Here is an 18,534-nt window from a genome sequence, read left to right on the forward strand (position 1 = left end):
ATTTTGATACTTAATGATTTATTGCCGCATTTATCCTCGGCAGATACGCATCACTTTCTCATCATTCTGAATTGACATAAATTATTCGACAAAGAGGATTGCTAGCAGATAATCTCTTGGCGGAACCACAAACATACCTATTAGATAGGGTCACACTAATGATCCCACAGATTTCTCAGGCACCGGGTGTCATCCAGTTGGTGCTAGATTTTTTGGATGCTTTGAAGCAAAACGGATTCACCGGCGATACCGCCACTAATTATGCCGATCGCCTGACTATGGCGACGGACAACAGTATTTACCAACTGCTACCCGACGCCGTGGTTTTTCCTCGTTCGACTGCAGATGTTGCCTTGATTGGCCGTCTGGCTGGCCTGGAGAGTTTTAAATCCCTGGTATTTACGCCTCGCGGCGGCGGGACCGGCACCAATGGCCAGGCACTGAACAGTGGCATTGTGGTGGATATGTCGCGCCATATGAACCGTATTCTGGAGATTAATCCCGAACAGGGTTGGGTGCGGGTTGAAGCGGGGGTGATTAAAGATCAGCTCAATCAATATCTGCGGCCATTCGGCTACTTCTTTTCGCCCGAGTTATCGACCAGTAACCGCGCCACATTGGGTGGAATGATCAATACCGATGCCTCTGGGCAGGGGTCGCTAGTGTATGGCAAAACGTCCGACCATGTGTTGGGGCTACGTGCCATATTGCTGGGTGGAACCCTGCTCGATACCCGCGCCATGCCGACGGCATTGGCACAAACGATTGCGCAGGAGGACTCTGTAACCGGCCGTATTTATCATACGGTGCTGCATCACTGCCGTGAGCAGCGCGCGCTGATTCTGGAGAAATTCCCCCAATTAAACCGTTTCCTGACCGGATATGATTTACGCCACGTGTTTAGTGATGACCTGCAAACCTTTGACCTGACCCGAATTTTAACCGGTGCAGAGGGCACGCTGGCCTTCATTACTGAAGCGACACTGGATATAACACCGCTGCCTAAAGTTCGCCGTCTGGTGAATGTAAAGTATGACTCCTTCGATTCCGCTCTGCGTAATGCCCCGTTTATGGTGGAAGCCAAAGCACTGTCAGTGGAAACTGTGGACTCTAAAGTTCTTAATCTGGCCAAAGAAGATATTGTCTGGCACTCAGTAAAAGAGCTGATTACCGATATCCCTGATAAAGAGATGCTGGGGTTGAATATCGTTGAGTTTGCCGGTGATGATAAGGCACTGATCGATAGTCAAATGGAGGCACTTTGTCAGCGCTTGGATGACCTGATGTCTGCTCAGCAAGGCGGCGTTATTGGTTACCAGATTTGCAGTGAGTTAGCGGGTATTGAGCGCATCTATGGTATGCGCAAAAAAGCGGTTGGTTTGTTAGGCAACAGTAAAGGCCAGGCTAAGCCCATTCCGTTTGCGGAAGATACCTGTGTGCCACCACAACATTTGGCCGATTATATTGTCGAGTTCCGCCAACTGCTTGATAGCCACAATTTGAGCTACGGCATGTTTGGTCACGTGGATGCGGGGGTATTACATGTACGCCCAGCGCTGGATATGTGCGATCCACAGCAAGAAATGCTGATGAAACAGATATCTGACCAAGTGGTGCAACTGACGGCGCGCTATGGCGGCTTGCTATGGGGCGAGCACGGTAAGGGTTTCCGTGCAGAATACAGCCCTGACTTCTTTGGTGAAGTGCTTTACCACGAGTTGCGGCGCATTAAATCCGTTTTCGACCCGGATAATCGCTTAAATCCGGGGAAAATATGCTCACCGTTGGGCAGTGATGCGCCAATGATGAAAGTGGATACCTCAGCTAAACGCGGTACCTTGGACCGGCGTATTCCGTTAGCAGTAAGAACCTCATTCCGTGGTGCGATGGAATGTAATGGTAACGGTCTGTGCTTTAACTTTGATACACGTAGCCCGATGTGCCCGTCGATGAAGATTACCGGTGACCGTATTCATTCACCAAAAGGCCGGGCAACGCTGGTGCGAGAATGGTTACGGCTGCTATCTGAGCAAGGGGTTGACCCCATTGCACTAGAGAAAGGGCTGGCGACCAAACGCCCCAGCCTGCGTGGTTTGATTGAGAAAACCCGTAATACCTGGGCTGCCAGTCAGGGGGATTATGATTTCTCTCATGAAGTCAAAGAGGCGATGTCAGGTTGTCTGGCATGCAAAGCTTGCTCGACGCAGTGCCCGATAAAAATTGATGTACCGGGCTTCCGTTCCCGCTTCCTACAGTTGTATCACACCCGTTATCATCGCCCACTGCGTGACTATGTGGTGGCTGGAGTAGAGAGTTATGCGCCGTTAATGGCCAAAACCCCAAAAGTGTTTAACTTTTTCCTCAAACAGCCGTGGGTCAGGGAGCTAAGCCGGAAAAGTATTGGTATGGTGGACTTACCGATGCTTTCTAGCCCAACGTTGAAGCAATCATTATCCGGCCATTATGCCAGTACTATGACCCTTGAGCAGTTGGAGAAACTGTCTGAGTCAGAACGCCACCAGCATGTGCTGATCGTGCAGGATCCCTTCACCAGTTACTACGACGCTCAGGTGGTGGCGGATTTTGTTCACTTGGTCGAAAAACTGGGCTTCAATCCCGTGCTGTTGCCATTCTCACCCAACGGTAAAGCGCAGCACATTAAAGGTTTCCTGCAACGTTTTGCTAAAACGGCCCGTAAGACGGCAGATTTTCTTAATCGCATTTCGTTACTGGGGATACCAATGGTTGGGGTTGATCCGGCGCTGGTTCTTTGTTATCGCGATGAATATAAAGAGATTCTTGGTGATGCGCGCGGTGACTTTACGGTGCAATTGGTGCACGAGTGGCTACAGATGGCCCTGGCTGACCTGCCAGAGCAGCAGATGAGTGGCGAATCCTGGTACCTGTTTGGGCATTGCACCGAAACCACGGCACTACCTGCCAGCAGCCAGCACTGGGCAGCAATATTCTCCCGTTATGGTGCCAAACTGGAAAACGTCAGTGTCGGGTGTTGTGGCATGGCCGGAACTTATGGTCATGAAGCGAGGAACATCGATAACTCGTTGGGTATTTACGCGTTATCCTGGCAACAGGCGTTACAAAAGTTACCGGGTAAACGCTGTTTAGCCACAGGTTACTCTTGCCGGAGTCAGGTTAAACGTATTGAAGGCAATGGACTGAGACATCCGTTACAAGCTTTGCTTGAGCTGGTTTAACCTACGAGCTGACTATGCTATTTACTTCGTGCTACTTGCCGCCGCCTCGCAGAGGCAAAGCCCAAGGATGGGCTGAGTAATCAGAACAGCTATTGCTGCTGTAATTTCAACAACCAAGGGGAAAAGATGCTGTGGAAACGCACCGCAACGCTGGAACAGTTAAACCAGCAATGCCAGGGCTGTATGGTTGGGCATTTGGGCATTGAGTTTACCCGCCTCTCTGATAACGAAATAGAAGCCACGATGCCAGTAGACCAGCGGACGACTCAACCTTTCGGTTTACTTCATGGTGGTGCGTCGGTGGTGCTGGCGGAGTCGCTCGGTTCGATGGCCGGATATCTGTGTACCACCGAAGGCCAGCAAGTCGTGGGGTTGGAGATTAATGCTAACCACCTGAAAGCAGTACGTTCCGGGAAAGTTCGGGGTTGCTGTCGGGCCATTCATATCGGCCGCAGCCATCAGGTGTGGCAGATTGAGGTGTTTGATGAAGAAGACCATCTGTGTTGTACCTCGCGTTTAACCGTCGCCGTGTTGTCCCGATAAGGTCATTCCCCCACCAAATTACACGTGATTACCTGACTCAGGGCCACCAATGGCCCTGAGTGACGTCAGCAGCTCATGGCACTTGCTGCGGCTCCCTTCAGACAGTTTCATTTAGCCGATAAATGCGGCGAATCTCTATGATAGGTTTCCCCTGTGAGGGTTTTCAGCTAAAGTTAAAATAGAAATAGGTATTTTTTATGAATGTTTTAAATACTCAGCGGCTGACTGCGATTAGCCATTGATATAGTAAGGGATTCGAGCGTCACAGAGGAATTTATTCATTTATTTCAGGGTGATAAAAGTGCACTTTTTCCTCCAGACCTCTTCGGCCATCGCAGCATGCTTACTCGTTGCCGCCTCATTCGAGGTTCAAACGGCACTTTTCTTAATATCCCTGCAAAACAAACGGTTGAAGTGATAATTATTATCACTACCATTGTAAATAATCTGTGTTGATTCTCCAATAATCAGCCAGCAAATTGTTAACCTGAAAAGATCAACCTAATGGGTGATTGCGAAATATAAGGTAGGGCATATGCAACAGGAATCAGTCGGGACATTTTCACTCGACGAGAATGTCTGGCAGGGCGTGACGATAACAGAGAGCGCTGCCGCACAAATTACACGACTCATGCAGCAAGATCCGCAAATTAAAGGATTGCAGCTTGGCGTGAAACAATCCGGTTGTGCGGGGTTTGCTTATGTAATGGATATGGCTAAAGAGCCCGCCAGCGACGCTCTGGTTTTCGAACAGGGCAGTGCCAAACTCTACGTACCGTTAAAAGCGATGCCGTTTATCGATGGCACCGAGGTGGATTATGTCCGCGAAGGGCTAAACCAGATTTTTAAATTTAATAATCCTAAAGCTCAGCATTCCTGCGGGTGTGGCGAGAGTTTTGGCGTTTGAGCGATGTAAACGAAATGACACGAAGCAATGTAGAGGTTCCAGATGATGTGCAGGCTTGGGTCAGCGATGGTCGTTACAAAGAAGGCTTTTTTACCCAGCTTGCGACTGATCAGTTAGCGAAAGGCCTTAGTGAAGATGTCATTCGCGCCATTTCAGCGAAACGTAATGAGCCTGAATGGATGCTGGAGTTTCGTCTTGGTGCTTATCGCAGTTGGCTCGAAATGGAAGAGCCTCACTGGCTGAAAGCCAATTATAAAAGTCTGGATTATCAGGACTACAGTTATTACTCCGCGCCATCCTGTGGCAGTTGTGATGACAGTTGTGATTCGCAACCCGGTGCAGTGCAGCAATCGTCTGCGGACAGTGCGTCACCACGTGATCTGTCTGAACAGGCGATGAATGAGTACCTCACCGCAGAGGTTGAATCTGCCTTTGCTCAGCTAGGGGTTCCGGTGCGCGAAGGGGCCGAAGTAGCAGTAGACGCTATTTTTGACTCAGTTTCGGTTGCGACCACCTACCGTGGGAAATTAGCCGAACAAGGGATTATTTTCTGCTCATTTAGCGAAGCTATTCAGGAATACCCGGATTTGGTACGTAAATATCTGGGGTCGGTGGTACCGGCTAAAGATAACTTTTTTGCCGCGCTAAATGCGGCGGTGGCTTCTGATGGCACTTTTGTTTATGTGCCAAAAGGTGTGCGCTGTCCGATGGAGTTATCCACCTATTTCCGTATTAATGCGGCTAAAACAGGGCAGTTTGAACGCACCATTCTGATTGCTGACGAAGACAGTTATGTCAGCTATATCGAAGGGTGCTCAGCGCCAGTGCGAGACAGCTACCAGCTACACGCTGCGGTCGTTGAAGTCATTTTGCACAAAAATGCTGAAGTGAAATATTCAACGGTGCAGAACTGGTTCGCCGGTGCTGATAGCACTGGCGGTATTCTTAACTTCGTGACCAAACGTGCGTTGTGTGAAGGTGCGGGTTCAAAAATGTCATGGACTCAATCTGAGACTGGCTCCGCTATTACTTGGAAATATCCAAGCGTTATTTTACAGGGTGATAACTCAATCGGTGAGTTCTTCTCGGTGGCACTAACGAATGGCCACCAGCAAGCTGATACCGGTACCAAGATGATTCATATTGGCAAAAACACCAAATCAACAATTATTGCCAAAGGGATCTCTGCTGGGCATAGCCAGAACACCTACCGTGGTTTGGTGAAAATCCTGCCCGGTGCGGATAACGCACGTAACTTCACGCAATGTGATTCGATGTTGATTGGGCCGGACTCCGGTGCGCATACCTTCCCGTATGTGGAAGTGCGCAATAACTCAGCCCAATTGGAACACGAAGCGACAACATCAAAAATTGGCGATGACCAACTGTTTTATTGCTTGCAGCGTGGTATCAGTGAAGATGATGCCATCTCAATGATTGTTAACGGATTCTGTAAAGATGTGTTCTCCGAACTGCCGCTGGAGTTTGCCGTCGAAGCACAGAAACTGTTAGCCATCAGTCTGGAACACAGTGTCGGTTAAGTGTGAGTTGAAACACGCATTCGCAGAGTTTTGCGCTCTGGCGCACCAAGGAACCCTATGTTAAGCATTAAGAATTTAAAAGTCAGTGTTGAAGGTAATGAAATCCTCAAAGGTTTGGATCTGGAGATCAAACCCGGTGAAGTGCACGCCATCATGGGGCCAAACGGCTCAGGGAAAAGTACATTATCTGCCGCGTTGGCGGGGCGTGAAGAGTATGAGGTGACTGAGGGGCATATAACCTTTAAAGGGAAAGACCTGCTGGAGTTGGACCCAGAGGATCGCGCGGGTGAAGGCGTATTTTTGGCTTTTCAGTACCCAGTGGAAATTCCGGGTGTCAGTAACCATTTCTTCTTGCAAACTGCCGTCAATGCGGTGCGTAAATATCGCCAGCAAGAGCCATTGGACCGTTTTGATTTCGCTGATTTCATTGAAGAAAAAATTGAGTTACTGAAAATGCCGGCTGACTTGCTGACCCGTTCGGTTAATGTGGGCTTCTCCGGCGGCGAAAAGAAACGTAACGATATTCTGCAAATGGCGGCACTGGAACCCTCGTTATGTATTCTGGATGAAACCGACTCTGGGCTGGATATTGATGCGCTGAAAATTGTCGCTAACGGGGTTAACTCGCTACGTAACGAAAACCGTGCATTTATTATTGTGACTCACTATCAGCGTATCCTTGATTATGTAAAACCCGACTTTGTGCATGTGCTGTATCAGGGGCGGATCATTAAGTCAGGTGATTTCACATTGGTAAAACAGTTGGAGGAGCAAGGCTATGGCTGGCTTACCGACCAACAGTAAAATGCTGGAACAGCAGCATCTGCAACAAAAACAGCGCAGTGATGCACTGAAACAATTCGGTCAACTGTTTAATCTGCGCCAGCATGGCCATTCAACACAGGCCAGTGCGCACTGGCAACAGGTGTTACAGTTGGGTTTCCCGAGCTTTAAACATGAAGACTGGAAATACACGCCACTGGAACGTTTGCTGGTCAATAATTTCAGTTTCGCCAGCCCTGCGCAGGTGACGGCTAGCCAACGCGATGAACTGTCGTTGGTGCAAGATGCTCATCGTTTAGTCTTTATTGATGGCCGATATGCACCTGAACTCAGTGATATTGAGTGTGGCCCTTATCAACTGACCAACCTGAGTGGAAATACGCAGTTTCCTCCGGCGATCCAGTCTGAGGTGTTTTTGCATCTGACGGAAAGTCTGGCGCAGGAAAGTCTGCATATCCGATTGCCGGTGGGGAAACACAGTGAGAAGCCGCTCTATCTGCTGCATATCAGCTCAGGTAATGATTCTGACGTTGTGAATACCAGTCACTACCGACACCATCTGGTGATTGAAGCTAATGCACAGGCTGAAGTGATTGAACATTTCGTCAGTCTGAGTGAGCAGCCTCACTTTACCGGCGCACGGCTTACCATTGAGGTAGGTGATAATGCTGAACTACGCCATTGTAAGTTGGCATTTGAAACCCCTCACAGCTATCACTTTGCCCATAATGATCTGGTATTAAGTCGTGATGCGCGGGCGCGTAGTTATAGTTTCCTGCTGGGTGCCGGGTTGACCCGTCATAATACCAGCGCCCAGCTGAACGGCGAAGGTGCTACGTTATCCATTAATAGCTTGCTGCTCCCGATAGGGCGCGAAATCTGCGATACCCGCAGCTATCTGGAGCACAACAAAGGTTATTGTGAAAGCCGCCAGTTACACAAAACCATTGTGCGTGAACGGGGTAAAGCTATCTTTAACGGCATGATTAAAGTGGCTCAACATGCATTAAAAACTGACGGCCAGATGACCAACAATAATTTACTGTTGAGTAAATTGGCTGAAGTTGATACCAAGCCACAGTTAGAGATTTATGCTGATGATGTGAAATGCAGTCATGGTGCGACGGTTGGGCGCATTGATGCGGAACAGCTTTTTTATCTGCAATCGCGCGGGATTAATCAGGCTGATGCGCAACAGATGATTATTTTTGCCTTTGCAGCCGAATTGACGGAAGCCATTCACAGCGATGCCATTCGCAAAGTGGTGCTGGCGCGGATTGCTGAGCGCTTAGCCGGAGAATCGCTATGAGTTTCCCTATCGAACAGGTCAGAGCTGACTTTCCACTGCTGAGCCGTCAGGTTAACGGCCAGCCGCTGGCCTATCTGGACAGCGCCGCCAGCGCACAGAAGCCACAAGTGGTCATCGACAGGGAGCTTAACTTTTATCGTGAGGGTTATGCCGCAGTCCATCGTGGTATCCATACCCTAAGTAGCGAAGCGACCCAACAGATGGAAGCGGTGCGCAGCCAGGTTGCGGGTTTTATTAATGCCGCCTCGGCTGAAGAGATTGTTTTCGTTAAAGGGACTACCGAGGCCATCAACCTGGTGGCTAACAGTTATGGCCGTCATTTCCTGAGCGCCGGTGACAGCATCATCATCACTGAGATGGAGCATCACGCCAATATTGTGCCGTGGCAGATGTTAGCAACTGACTTGGGTGTTGAAATTCGTATCTGGCCGCTGACGGCGACCGGGGAACTTGAGTTGGCGGCATTGGCGGGCTTGATTGATGATACCACCCGGTTGTTGGCGATTACTCAGGTTTCCAATGTATTGGGGACCGTGAATCCCATACAGCAGATTGTTGCTCAGGCTAAAGCTGCTGGTCTGGTGGTGCTGGTGGATGGTGCGCAGGCTATCATGCATCAATCGATAGATGTGCAGGTATTGGATTGTGATTTTTATGTCTTCTCCGGCCATAAACTTTATGGGCCGTCAGGCATTGGTATTTTATACGGCAAGAGTGAACTGCTACAACACATGCCGCCATGGGAAGGGGGCGGTTCGATGATCAAAACCGTTAGCCTGACGCAAGGTACCACTTTTGCTGATGCGCCATGGCGTTTCGAGGCTGGTTCACCCAATACCGCAGGCATTATGGGGCTGGGTGCGGCAATCAGTTATGTTACTGATGTTGGACTTGCGCAGATCCAGCACTATGAGCAGTCGCTGATGCAGTATGCCTTGGAGCAACTGGGTCAGGTAAACAGCCTGACACTTTATGGCCCGCAAGCCCGTGCCGGGGTTATCGCGTTTAATTTAGGGGTGCACCACGCGTATGATGTTGGCAGTTTCCTTGACCAATACGGTATCGCGATTCGTACTGGTCATCATTGTGCCATGCCTCTGATGGCGTTCTACCAGGTTCCGAGTATGTGTCGTGCCTCATTAGCACTTTATAATACCCGTGAGGAAGTAGATCGCTTGGTGGCAGGGCTACAGCGCATTGAAAAATTGCTAGGTTGAGTGCTATTAATAAGCGCCGTACCTAAAATCAACTACTACCACATTATTGATGCCGCAGGATGAAGCTCATTAATGCCAATGAGCTTACGCGTTCGTGTAATTTGGCGGGGCAGTGGGGCCTTAATCTCCTGCGGCATCAAGTACAAAGGGTATCAGGAAGCACGCTATGGCTGTTTTGCCAGATAAAGATAAATTGATTCGTAACTTTTCCCGTTGTTTGAATTGGGAAGAAAAGTATCTGTATGTGATCGAGTTGGGTGGGCAGTTGGCAGCGTTAACGGAACAGCAGCGCCAGCCGGAGAATCTTATTTCCGGTTGCCAAAGCCAAGTGTGGATTGCCATGACAACCTCTGATGAGGGCCAGGTGGTTTTTGCCGGTGACAGTGATGCGGCTATCGTTAAAGGGTTGGTCGCGGTGGTGTTTATCCTTTATCAAGGTTTAACGCCACAACAGATAATCGAATTGGATGTTCGGCCATTTTTTGCCGACTTAGCCCTGAGTCAGCACCTGACACCATCGCGTTCGCAAGGTCTGGAAGCGATGATCCGTGCTATTCGTATTAAAGCGGCAAGTTTAAAAACTCACTAATTCATGCCAACATTTTGTGCTTTATTCCTCGGCGGTTGACCATTTTTGCGTCATGGGTCACAGTCTTAAAATGGTGGAATTTCAGCAGGTTAAATCGGCTTTCTTGCTGGATAAAGCATAATAAATTACTTTGTAACACCTTGATTTCTAGAGATATAAATTGCCTTTATAATAATGGCTGTTACTATATGTTGGCCTTATAATTGGCTGCTAGAATTAACGTAGATATACCCGTCATCTTTCAAACTGCTGGTGTGTTGGCTGCTCTCATCCCCCCGAATCACTTACTTGCGTAAGCTCAGCGGGATTCATTTGTTTGCCGCCTTCCTGCAACTTGAAATCTATCGGGTATAGCCGTGTAAACCGAATTTGAAGAAGTGATGTAGGAACTAAGCATGAAACGTGCATTAACTTTGATTGGTATGTTATTCGCAACTTGTATGGCGGGAAGTATCACCGCTGCCAATGCGACCGAGTATCCTCTGCCGCCAGCCAATAGCCGTCTGATTGGTGAAAATACTACCTATACCGTTCCAAACGATGGCCGTCCGCTTGAGGCTATTGCTGCCGATTATAAAATCGGTTTGCTGGGGATGCTCGAAGCCAACCCAGGTGCTGACCCGTATTTGCCGTTACCGGGTTCAGTATTAACTATCCCGACCCAGATGTTGCTGCCTGATACCCCACGTGAAGGTATCGTCATCAACCTGGCTGAGCTGCGTCTTTATTACTACCCTAAAGGCCAGAACAAGGTCATCGTATATCCTATCGGTATCGGCCAGTTAGGGCGTAATACTCCGACGATGACGACGTCTGTTAGCCAGAAGATCCCGAATCCGACTTGGACACCGACTGCGAACATCCGTAAGCACTACCTGGCACAAGGCGTTACCTTGCCATCAGTTGTTCCAGCAGGGCCGGAAAACCCAATGGGCCTGTTTGCTATGCGTCTGTCAGCCGGCGGCGGTGAGTACTTGATCCACGGTACTAATGCCAACTTTGGTATCGGTATGCGTGTCAGCTCCGGGTGTATCCGTTTACGTCCTGATGATATCAAGGCACTGTTCAGCTCAGTACCTAAAGGTACTCGCGTACAGATAGTCAACGAACCGGTTAAATATTCCGTAGAACCTGATGGTAAACGTTATGTGGAAGTTCATCAGCCGTTGTCCCGTGTAGACAGTGATGACCCACAAACGATGCCAATTGCGATTAGCAGCAGCCTACTGAAGTTTATGAGTGACAGCCAGACTGATGCTCAAGTGGTCCAGGATGCGATTGTACGCCGCGCTGGCATGCCCGTCATCGTAACGGTAGGTGAGACTGCCCCTGTAGAGGCTCCGGCCGCTGTAGCGCCTCAGGGCGAGCAACAGGCACAACCGCAGACAGAAGAGCAGCAACCGGCTGATGAAGCCGCACCTAAGCTGGTTCAGCCAGGTCCGGTCTACTCCGCCGCTAATTAAGTTTTAGATGCACCTTTGCCATGGCAACTTATCCGTCGTGGCAAAGCGTGTAGCAGTAACCGCAGGATGACATGGTGAGTCAGTAGCAAAGGAAGGTCGATATCAAGGAAGGTAACGTCAGGGATTCATTTTAGCGGGGTAAAAAAATGGCGCACAATGTGCGCCATTTTTCATTTTCAGGAAGTAATATTACTTCTTGTAAGCGTGAGCTTGGTTGTCCAGACGTTGGTTAGCACGTGCTGCATCGTCTTTAGCTGCTTGAACGTCAGAACGGATTGCGTTCACGTCGTTGCTCAGTTGGTCAACTTTAGCGTTCAGAGTTTGAACGTCAGAAGACAGTTGGTCGATTTTAGCATTGCTTGAACAACCAGCCAGCATAGTTGAAGCCAGGATTACCGCGCCCAGTACAAGTTTAGTACGATTCATTATTAACACCCTCTAGATTAAGTTAATCTCCATGTAGCGTTACAAGTATTACACAAAGTTTTTTCGAAAGAGAATAAATTTTTAGTGTTAGAGGGGTTTATTTTGATCGTTCGCTCAAAGAAGCACCTTGTTTTAAAAAAAAGTTAAAAAAACGAGGCAAAACAGCCGGATTCTATGGGATAAGTCTTATTTGAAAAAATGACTTTAACGCAGTTGGGATAAAGCAGATTTTTCAGAAAGTTTATTTGGACGGTTTAAAAAAGGAAACGCCGCTATTGAAAGCGGCGTTTTTAATTATCATCCGAGAGGACGTGTTGGGATTATAACACGTGCACCGAAGCAGTATTGGTGGTGCCACTTGCTACCAGAGCACCAGAAACCATAACCACAACTTCGCCTTTCTGTGCCAGACCGCTGGCCAAAGCAGCTTCTTTACCGATGCGGTAGAAATCATCAGTCGAAGCAATCTTATCGACCAGTTGAGTCACCACGCCTTTAGTCAGAATAAGCTGACGTGCGGTGGTTTCATTGGTGGTCAATGCCAGAATGGTGGCGGTAGGGAAGTATTTACGCACTGATTTTGCTGATTTACCGCCACCAGTGGCAACGATAATCAGTTTTGCTTCCAGCTTTTCTGCTGTTTCTACCGCGCCACGGCAAACGGCTTCGGTGATACGCATTTTACGATTATCATTCAGCGTATCAATGCGGCTAGGCATAATTCGGTCTGTACGCTCACAGATGGTCGCCATGATGGTGACAGACTCTAATGGGTACTTACCCTTGGCGCTTTCACCCGACAGCATCACGGCGTCTGTACCATCCAGAATGGCGTTAGCAACGTCGCCAGCTTCTGCACGGGTAGGGCGTGGGTTTTTGATCATTGAATCGAGCATTTGCGTTGCAGTGATAACAACTTTGCGAGCGCGGTTACATTTCTCAATCATCATCTTCTGCGCGAAGATAACTTCTTCAACCGGGATCTCAACACCCAGGTCACCACGGGCAACCATGATACCGTCAGATGCTTCCAGGATTTCGTCGAAGTTATTCAGACCTTCCTGGTTTTCGATTTTAGAGATGATTTGGATATGCTCGCCACCGTGCGCTTTCAGGTGTTCGCGAATTTCCAGCACGTCTGAACGTTTACGGATAAACGAGGCTGCAACGAAGTCCACACCTTGCTCACAACCAAAGATCAGGTCAGCTTTATCTTTTTCAGCCAATGCAGGTAGCTGGATAGAAACTCCTGGCAGGTTAACGCCTTTGTTTTCACCCAGGTCACCGTTGTTCAGTACTTTACATACCACGGTACTTTCAGTGACTTCAGTCACTTCCATGCCGATCAGACCATCGTCAACCAGCACGGTATTACCAATTTTCAGGTCAGCAGCAAAACCGGGATAAGTCACAGCAACGATGTTGTCGTTACCGATAACACTTTGATCCGTGGTAAAGGTGAAAGTTTGACCGGCAACCAGGGCTGCATCTTTGCCGCCTTCCAGTTTCATGGTGCGGATTTCAGGGCCTTTGGTGTCCAGCAGGATGCCAGCTTTGTGGCCGGTTTTTGCCATGACAGTACGAATATTCTTGATACGTTGACCATGTTCTTCATAGTCACCATGAGAAAAGTTCAAACGCATAACGTTCATGCCGGCATCAAGCAGTTTTGTCAGCATTTCTTCAGATTCGGTTTTGGGACCGATAGTACAAACAATTTTAGTCTTTTTGTCGTTCATGTTCATGAGGATTTTTCTACAAGTTGTGATGGATTAAAAACGAAAGTTCCGTTAATGAGATCAACGGAGTGGGATCTGATTAGTGTCTGGTGTAGCGAAACGTTACAAAGAAGCAAAACATTACTAAGGATAGATGACAGTTGCGGAAGTTGAGCGGAAAACTTTAGCACGAGGCTAACCGCATGATCGGTATACGATGGCGTAAATGTGAGTTGTATTTTTTTAGCGTATCGGCAGATCAAGATGCTGAAACCATTCAACTGAAACGACGGTTCGTATTATAAGCGGTAACTAACGGGAAATGAAATAGAAAACAGAAACTCATTGCCGTTTTTTATAAAAAGGGGGAATTAGTCGCGCAAGTATTGCGAATATTTCTTATTTTGTTGCGCAACTGGTGTGATGTTTAACATTTTTAGCCAATCCAGGGTTGAAAAACAAGCAGGAGGTGGCAGGGCGATTGGTTGATATTTATTGCTTTATCTCGGTTATATATTGCAGGGAATAGGGGGTAAAAGAGTATTGGGAAGATTAAGAAAACAGAGAGTAAACCGCAAATGCAGAGTGGTGCGTTCTAATGGACTCGAACCATCGACCCCCACCATGTCAAGGTGGTGCTCTAACCAACTGAGCTAAGAACGCATCTAAAGATGATAAACCTGTTGCCAGAGTGGTGCGTCCGAATGGACTCGAACCATCGACCCCCACCATGTCAAGGTGGTGCTCTAACCAACTGAGCTACGGACGCACATTACCCTACTGACTTGACGCTACAGTGTTACCAACTGCAACGACTACTACCTTAGCGACTGAACTAACAAAATATTTAACGCTATCTACCTGCAATAAATTTGGTGCGTCCGAATGGACTCGAACCATCGACCCCCACCATGTCAAGGTGGTGCTCTAACCAACTGAGCTACGGACGCATCCTCTTTTATTACTCACCATCAATGCTGACAGCGGGGACGAATATTAACGAGCTGCCCGTCTGCTGGCAAGGGGAAAAACACAATATTCACCGCAAACTCACGTAATTGCTGCGCTTTTGCCCATTGCGCTGTTTTTTTCTCCACCTCGGTGTTTTACGCAGTCGCGACTTGCCAATATGAATTCTGGCTGTCACGCCAGAGACTATCGGTACTAATGCGCCGCCTTTTGCAGGATAAATGCTGCTGGCTGTTTTTGTAACCAGCGGATGCGCAGTGCCATTAAAATCGCCGCAGAAGTTAAGCCAATAACGAACCCAATCCAGAAACCACTTGGCCCCATGGCGGGCACGATATAATCGGTCAGCCCCAGCACGTAACCACTCGGTAACCCCAGTAACCAATAGGCAGTAAAGGTAATAAAGAAGATCGAACGTGTATCCTTATAACCACGTAGCACACCGCTACCGATTACTTGAATCGCATCCGATAGCTGGTAAATAGCGGCCAGCAACATCAAGTGCGAGGCCATCATTACCACTGCCGGTGTTTTGTTGTACAGCAAGGCAATGTGCTCGCGGAAAATAACGGTAAATACCGCAGTGACACAGGCCAGCATTAAACCCACGGCAATACTGGTATAAGCGGCCACTCTCGCTTGTTCTACCGAGCCTTGACCGAGGCGGAAACCAACACGAATGGTGGCTGCTACGCTCAGCGACATCGGTAACATAAACATTAATGAACTAAAGTTGAGCGCAATTTGGTGCCCGGCAACAGCGACAATGCCCAGAGGTGAAACCAGTAAGGCGACAACCGCGAACAGCGTCACTTCAAAGAAGAGTGCCAGAGCAACCGGCAGGCCTAGGCCACCCAAGCGTTTCATTACTTGCCAGTCCGGTGCGGCGAACCCTTTCTCCAGTTTGATATCTTGCTGTGAACGAGCGCGGGTGACATACCAGCGCATCATCAGGAACATCACCCAGTAGACTGTGCCTGTTGCCACCCCGCACCCGACGCCACCCAATGCCGGAGCACCGAATTTCCCGTAGATGAAAATATAGTTAACCGGAATATTCACGAGCAAACCAATAAAGCCGATAACCATCCCCGGCTTGGTTTTGGATAATCCTTCACATTGATTACGTAGCACCTGGAAGAAGAGATAGCCCGGCGCACCCCACATAATGGCATGCAGGAAGCCCACGGCTTTATCTGCTAGCACGGGGTCAATATTATGCATTTGCATAATAACGTGGTCGCTATTATATAGAACAAACATAATTAGCAGTGAAACGCAAAACGCCAGCCAAAACCCTTGCCTGACTTGATGGGCAATTTGATTGCGACGCCCGGAACCGTTGAGCTGTGCAACTGTCGGGGTTAGTGCCAACAACAAACCATGGCCAAATAAAATAGCCGGTAACCAGATAGAAGTACCTACCGCCACGGCAGCCATATCAGTAGCACTGACAGAACCGGCCATAATGGTGTCAACCACGCCCATGGCGGTTTGAGATAATTGCGCGATGACAACGGGAATAGCGAGAGCCAATAAGCTACGCGCTTCGACGATATACTTCTGCACGTATGCACCTTTCTCTACCCGTCGCCCTTCAATATACAGGGGTGTTGGCTGCCCTTGCTCACTCCAGACACTTAGTTATCTAAGCTCCTGGAGGTTCACGCGGTTGCCGCCTACCTGTATCTCGAAGTAACTTGGGTATAACCTAGTTATGATTTCAATAACGACTATTTATCGCGCCATGGGCGATAAATAAAATAGCGGAAAAACAATGAAGGATTGTACCTGCTCATCGCGCTTAAGCAATCTTTGTTGCTAATTATCAGCTAAATACCTCTTATCTGTTTTTTTAGTGTAAGTGGTTTGGTTTTCCTTATCTTCTGAGGCAAAATCAAGGCAAAGAAACTTTCTTTCTATAGATAAGAGGCATGGCGTATGTTTACCGGTATTGTTCAAGGCACCGCGCCGGTGGTTGCCATCGAAGAAAAATCAAATTTCCGCACCCATGTAGTAGACATGCCAGCGGAGATGTTGCCTGAATTAGCGTTAGGCGCTTCTGTTGCCCACAATGGTTGCTGCCTGACAGTCACCGCCGTTGAGGGTAATCGGGTTAGCTTTGATTTAATGAAGGAGACACTGCGTATTACCAATTTGGGCGATATTAAGGTTGGTGATACCGTTAATTTGGAACGTGCGGCTAAATTCAGCGATGAAATCGGTGGGCATCTCATGTCCGGCCATATTATTTGTACTGCTGAGATTGCCAAGATATACACATCAGAAAATAATCGTCAGATCTGGTTTCGTATGCCCAGCTTTGATTTAATGAAGTATGTGTTACACAAAGGTTTTATCGGTATTGATGGTATCAGCCTAACTATTGGTGAGGTTGTGGGGAACCGCTTCTGTGTACATCTGATACCAGAAACACTGTCGCGGACCACATTAGGTAAAAAGCGTTTGGGACATCGGGTAAATATCGAGATCGATCCACAAACCCAGGCGGTGGTGGACACGGTTGAGCGGGTATTGGCTCAGCGGGAAACTGTACTCGCTACGCCGGTAGTTGATAAGGCCACTCGCGGATAAATGTGGGCTTAACGTAAATAGGATAGGACAGGCAGTCCACCTGTCCTCTTTTAAGTACTAACGCGGCACGCGAATCCCACCCTCGACCCCGTTAGGGCTGAATAATACTTGCCACAGTTGGATGTCTCTGGCGCGGAAAGCACCCGCACAGGCATTGAGATAATAGCTAAACATCCGCTCAAATCGCGACGAGTAATTCGCAGCCAGGCTCGGCCACGCGGCTTGAAAACGTTCATACCACGCCATCAGGGTGCGATCATAATCAGCGCCAAAATTGTGCCAATCTTCCATAATAAAATAAGGCTCACTGGCGTTAGCAATATGTTTTACTGACGGCAGGCAGCCATTAGGGAAGATATATTTATTAATCCACGGATCGATACTCAGATCGGTACGATTAGCACCGATAGTGTGCAGTAAGAACAAGCCATCTGGCTTCAAATTGCGGTTTACCACATCAAAATAGGTGTGATAGTTCTTTGGCCCGACATGCTCGAACATACCGACAGAAACGATACGATCGAACTGTTCGTTCAGATCACGATAGTCTTGCAATAAAATAGTGACGTCTAAACCTTCACAGCGTTTTTGTGCCAGTTTTTGTTGTTCAGCCGAAATGGTCACACCGGAAACGGCGACGCCGTAATGCCGGGCAGCATAGGCTGCGAGGCCTCCCCAGCCACAACCGATATCGAGCAATGTCATGCCCGGAGCCAATTGAAGTTTTTCGCAGATCATCCGCAGTTTATTTTCCTGCGCTTGCTCAAGGGTCGTGGCATCTTTCCAGTAAGCGCATGAGTATTGCATATTCGAATCGAGCATTAGGCTAAACAGATCATTACCCAGATCGTAATGTTCTTTGCCAACAATCCAGGCTCTTTTCTTTGATTGCAAATTAATAATACGCGCAGCAGCAATGCGTAAAGTATCTTTGAGATGGTGTGGAAGTTGATTTTCCAGGCCAGCCCTGAGAACCCGTTGGAAAAAGATATCCAAGCGGTCACATTCCCACCAGCCGTCCATATAACTCTCACCTAATGCCAAAGATCCTTCTTGAAGTATTCGTTTGAAAAAGTCTGGGTTATTGATTCGAATGTCGAAAGGGCGTGAGCCATTGATTTCAATATCAGCCCGATTCAGCATTTCTTGTACAATGCGAAACCAAGGGGTTTCTTGAATACTCTGGTCTTCTATACAGGATGAACTCATAGCTTCTCCATCACTTTCTTCTGACTTATGACCCGCGATATATGCAGATT

At 48.3% G+C, this 18,534-nt stretch carries 14 protein-coding genes and 3 tRNA genes; 10 read left to right on the top strand and 7 right to left on the bottom strand.

The annotated features are described in order from the left end of the window. Positions 1-158 precede the first annotated feature (158 nt). The 9 genes from ydiJ (at position 159) to V2A84_RS06880 (ending at position 11,567) form a co-directional block, all read left to right on the top strand. Positions 159-3,215, top strand: coding sequence for a D-2-hydroxyglutarate dehydrogenase YdiJ (ydiJ, locus tag V2A84_RS06840; protein WP_083158720.1), 3,057 nt, complete (start codon positions 159-161; stop codon positions 3,213-3,215). Between the two features lie 126 nt (positions 3,216-3,341). After that, positions 3,342-3,758, top strand: a complete 417-nt coding sequence (locus V2A84_RS06845; protein ID WP_083158721.1) for a hotdog fold thioesterase — start codon at positions 3,342-3,344, stop codon at positions 3,756-3,758. A 535-nt stretch (positions 3,759-4,293) separates the two neighbouring features. Then, the gene (sufA, locus tag V2A84_RS06850) at positions 4,294-4,665 is read left to right on the top strand and encodes a Fe-S cluster assembly scaffold SufA (protein ID WP_083158723.1); all 372 of its coding nucleotides are present in this window, start codon (positions 4,294-4,296) and stop codon (positions 4,663-4,665) included. Between the two features lie 14 nt (positions 4,666-4,679). Then, a complete protein-coding gene (gene sufB / locus V2A84_RS06855; protein ID WP_083158724.1) occupies positions 4,680-6,206 on the top strand; it encodes a Fe-S cluster assembly protein SufB in 1,527 nt (508 codons plus the stop codon). A gap of 57 nt (positions 6,207-6,263) precedes the next feature. Beyond that, positions 6,264-7,010 carry a Fe-S cluster assembly ATPase SufC gene (gene sufC / locus V2A84_RS06860; protein WP_083158725.1) on the top strand — a complete coding sequence of 249 codons (747 nt, stop codon included), beginning with the start codon at positions 6,264-6,266 and terminating at the stop codon, positions 7,008-7,010. Next, entirely contained in the window at positions 6,985-8,298 is a 1,314-nt protein-coding gene (sufD, locus tag V2A84_RS06865; RefSeq protein ID WP_083158726.1) for a Fe-S cluster assembly protein SufD, read from the top strand. The genes sufC and sufD overlap by 26 nt, the downstream gene beginning before the upstream one ends. Then, complete coding sequence (gene sufS / locus V2A84_RS06870) at positions 8,295-9,515, top strand: cysteine desulfurase SufS (protein WP_442848666.1); 1,221 nt, start codon at positions 8,295-8,297, stop codon at positions 9,513-9,515. The genes sufD and sufS overlap by 4 nt, the downstream gene beginning before the upstream one ends. A 166-nt stretch (positions 9,516-9,681) precedes the next feature. Next, positions 9,682-10,104: a cysteine desulfuration protein SufE gene (gene sufE, locus V2A84_RS06875; RefSeq protein WP_083158728.1), complete on the top strand. Its 423-nt coding sequence runs from the start codon at positions 9,682-9,684 to the stop codon at positions 10,102-10,104. 395 nt (positions 10,105-10,499) lie between these two features. Further along, on the top strand, positions 10,500-11,567 hold the full coding sequence (locus tag V2A84_RS06880) for a L,D-transpeptidase family protein (RefSeq protein WP_083158729.1): 1,068 nt from the start codon (positions 10,500-10,502) through the stop codon (positions 11,565-11,567). Positions 11,568-11,756: 189 nt separating this feature from the next. On the opposite strand, the gene V2A84_RS06885 is transcribed toward V2A84_RS06880, so the two are convergent. The 6 genes from V2A84_RS06885 to V2A84_RS06910 all read right to left on the bottom strand — a co-directional run bounded on the left by V2A84_RS06885 (position 11,757) and on the right by V2A84_RS06910 (position 16,249). Further along, positions 11,757-11,993 carry a major outer membrane lipoprotein gene (locus V2A84_RS06885; protein WP_005165631.1) on the bottom strand — a complete coding sequence of 79 codons (237 nt, stop codon included), beginning with the start codon at positions 11,991-11,993 and terminating at the stop codon, positions 11,757-11,759. Positions 11,994-12,313: 320 nt separating this feature from the next. Then, positions 12,314-13,732: a pyruvate kinase PykF gene (pykF, locus tag V2A84_RS06890; RefSeq protein WP_083163609.1), complete on the bottom strand. Its 1,419-nt coding sequence runs from the start codon at positions 13,730-13,732 to the stop codon at positions 12,314-12,316. A 565-nt stretch (positions 13,733-14,297) separates the two neighbouring features. Then, positions 14,298-14,374, bottom strand: a tRNA-Val gene (locus V2A84_RS06895). Positions 14,375-14,403: 29 nt separating this feature from the next. Beyond that, positions 14,404-14,480: transfer RNA gene (locus V2A84_RS06900), tRNA-Val, on the bottom strand. Positions 14,481-14,584: 104 nt separating this feature from the next. Then, a tRNA-Val gene (locus V2A84_RS06905) sits at positions 14,585-14,661 on the bottom strand. A 214-nt stretch (positions 14,662-14,875) separates the two neighbouring features. Then, positions 14,876-16,249: an MATE family efflux transporter gene (locus V2A84_RS06910; protein WP_083158730.1), complete on the bottom strand. Its 1,374-nt coding sequence runs from the start codon at positions 16,247-16,249 to the stop codon at positions 14,876-14,878. Between the two features lie 372 nt (positions 16,250-16,621). Here V2A84_RS06910 and V2A84_RS06915 point away from each other — a divergent pair, with 372 nt between their 5' ends. Next, the gene (locus V2A84_RS06915; protein WP_083158731.1) at positions 16,622-17,275 is read left to right on the top strand and encodes a riboflavin synthase subunit alpha; all 654 of its coding nucleotides are present in this window, start codon (positions 16,622-16,624) and stop codon (positions 17,273-17,275) included. A 57-nt stretch (positions 17,276-17,332) separates the two neighbouring features. On the opposite strand, the gene cfa is transcribed toward V2A84_RS06915, so the two are convergent. After that, the gene (cfa, locus tag V2A84_RS06920) at positions 17,333-18,484 is read right to left on the bottom strand and encodes a cyclopropane fatty acyl phospholipid synthase (RefSeq protein WP_083158732.1); all 1,152 of its coding nucleotides are present in this window, start codon (positions 18,482-18,484) and stop codon (positions 17,333-17,335) included. Positions 18,485-18,534: the final 50 nt, after the last annotated feature.

Source organism: Yersinia sp. 2553 StPb PI (genome assembly GCF_052217105.1).
Taxonomy (GTDB): Bacteria; Pseudomonadota; Gammaproteobacteria; order Enterobacterales; family Enterobacteriaceae; genus Yersinia; species Yersinia enterocolitica_E.

Excerpts from the sequence above, each read along its gene's own strand:
- sufC (WP_083158725.1), top strand. The coding sequence starts at position 6,264 with ATGTTAAGCATTAAGAATTTAAAAGTCAGTGTTGAAGGTAATGAAATC.
- sufA (WP_083158723.1), top strand. The coding sequence starts at position 4,294 with ATGCAACAGGAATCAGTCGGGACATTTTCACTCGACGAGAATGTCTGG.
- sufB (WP_083158724.1), top strand. The coding sequence starts at position 4,680 with ATGACACGAAGCAATGTAGAGGTTCCAGATGATGTGCAGGCTTGGGTC.
- sufD (WP_083158726.1), top strand. The coding sequence starts at position 6,985 with ATGGCTGGCTTACCGACCAACAGTAAAATGCTGGAACAGCAGCATCTG.
- pykF (WP_083163609.1), bottom strand. The coding sequence starts at position 13,732 with ATGAACGACAAAAAGACTAAAATTGTTTGTACTATCGGTCCCAAAACC.
- sufS (WP_442848666.1), top strand. The coding sequence starts at position 8,295 with ATGAGTTTCCCTATCGAACAGGTCAGAGCTGACTTTCCACTGCTGAGC.
- V2A84_RS06845 (WP_083158721.1), top strand. The coding sequence starts at position 3,342 with ATGCTGTGGAAACGCACCGCAACGCTGGAACAGTTAAACCAGCAATGC.
- V2A84_RS06915 (WP_083158731.1), top strand. The coding sequence starts at position 16,622 with ATGTTTACCGGTATTGTTCAAGGCACCGCGCCGGTGGTTGCCATCGAA.
- V2A84_RS06880 (WP_083158729.1), top strand. The coding sequence starts at position 10,500 with ATGAAACGTGCATTAACTTTGATTGGTATGTTATTCGCAACTTGTATG.
- V2A84_RS06885 (WP_005165631.1), bottom strand. The coding sequence starts at position 11,993 with ATGAATCGTACTAAACTTGTACTGGGCGCGGTAATCCTGGCTTCAACT.
- sufE (WP_083158728.1), top strand. The coding sequence starts at position 9,682 with ATGGCTGTTTTGCCAGATAAAGATAAATTGATTCGTAACTTTTCCCGT.
- cfa (WP_083158732.1), bottom strand. The coding sequence starts at position 18,484 with ATGAGTTCATCCTGTATAGAAGACCAGAGTATTCAAGAAACCCCTTGG.
- ydiJ (WP_083158720.1), top strand. The coding sequence starts at position 159 with ATGATCCCACAGATTTCTCAGGCACCGGGTGTCATCCAGTTGGTGCTA.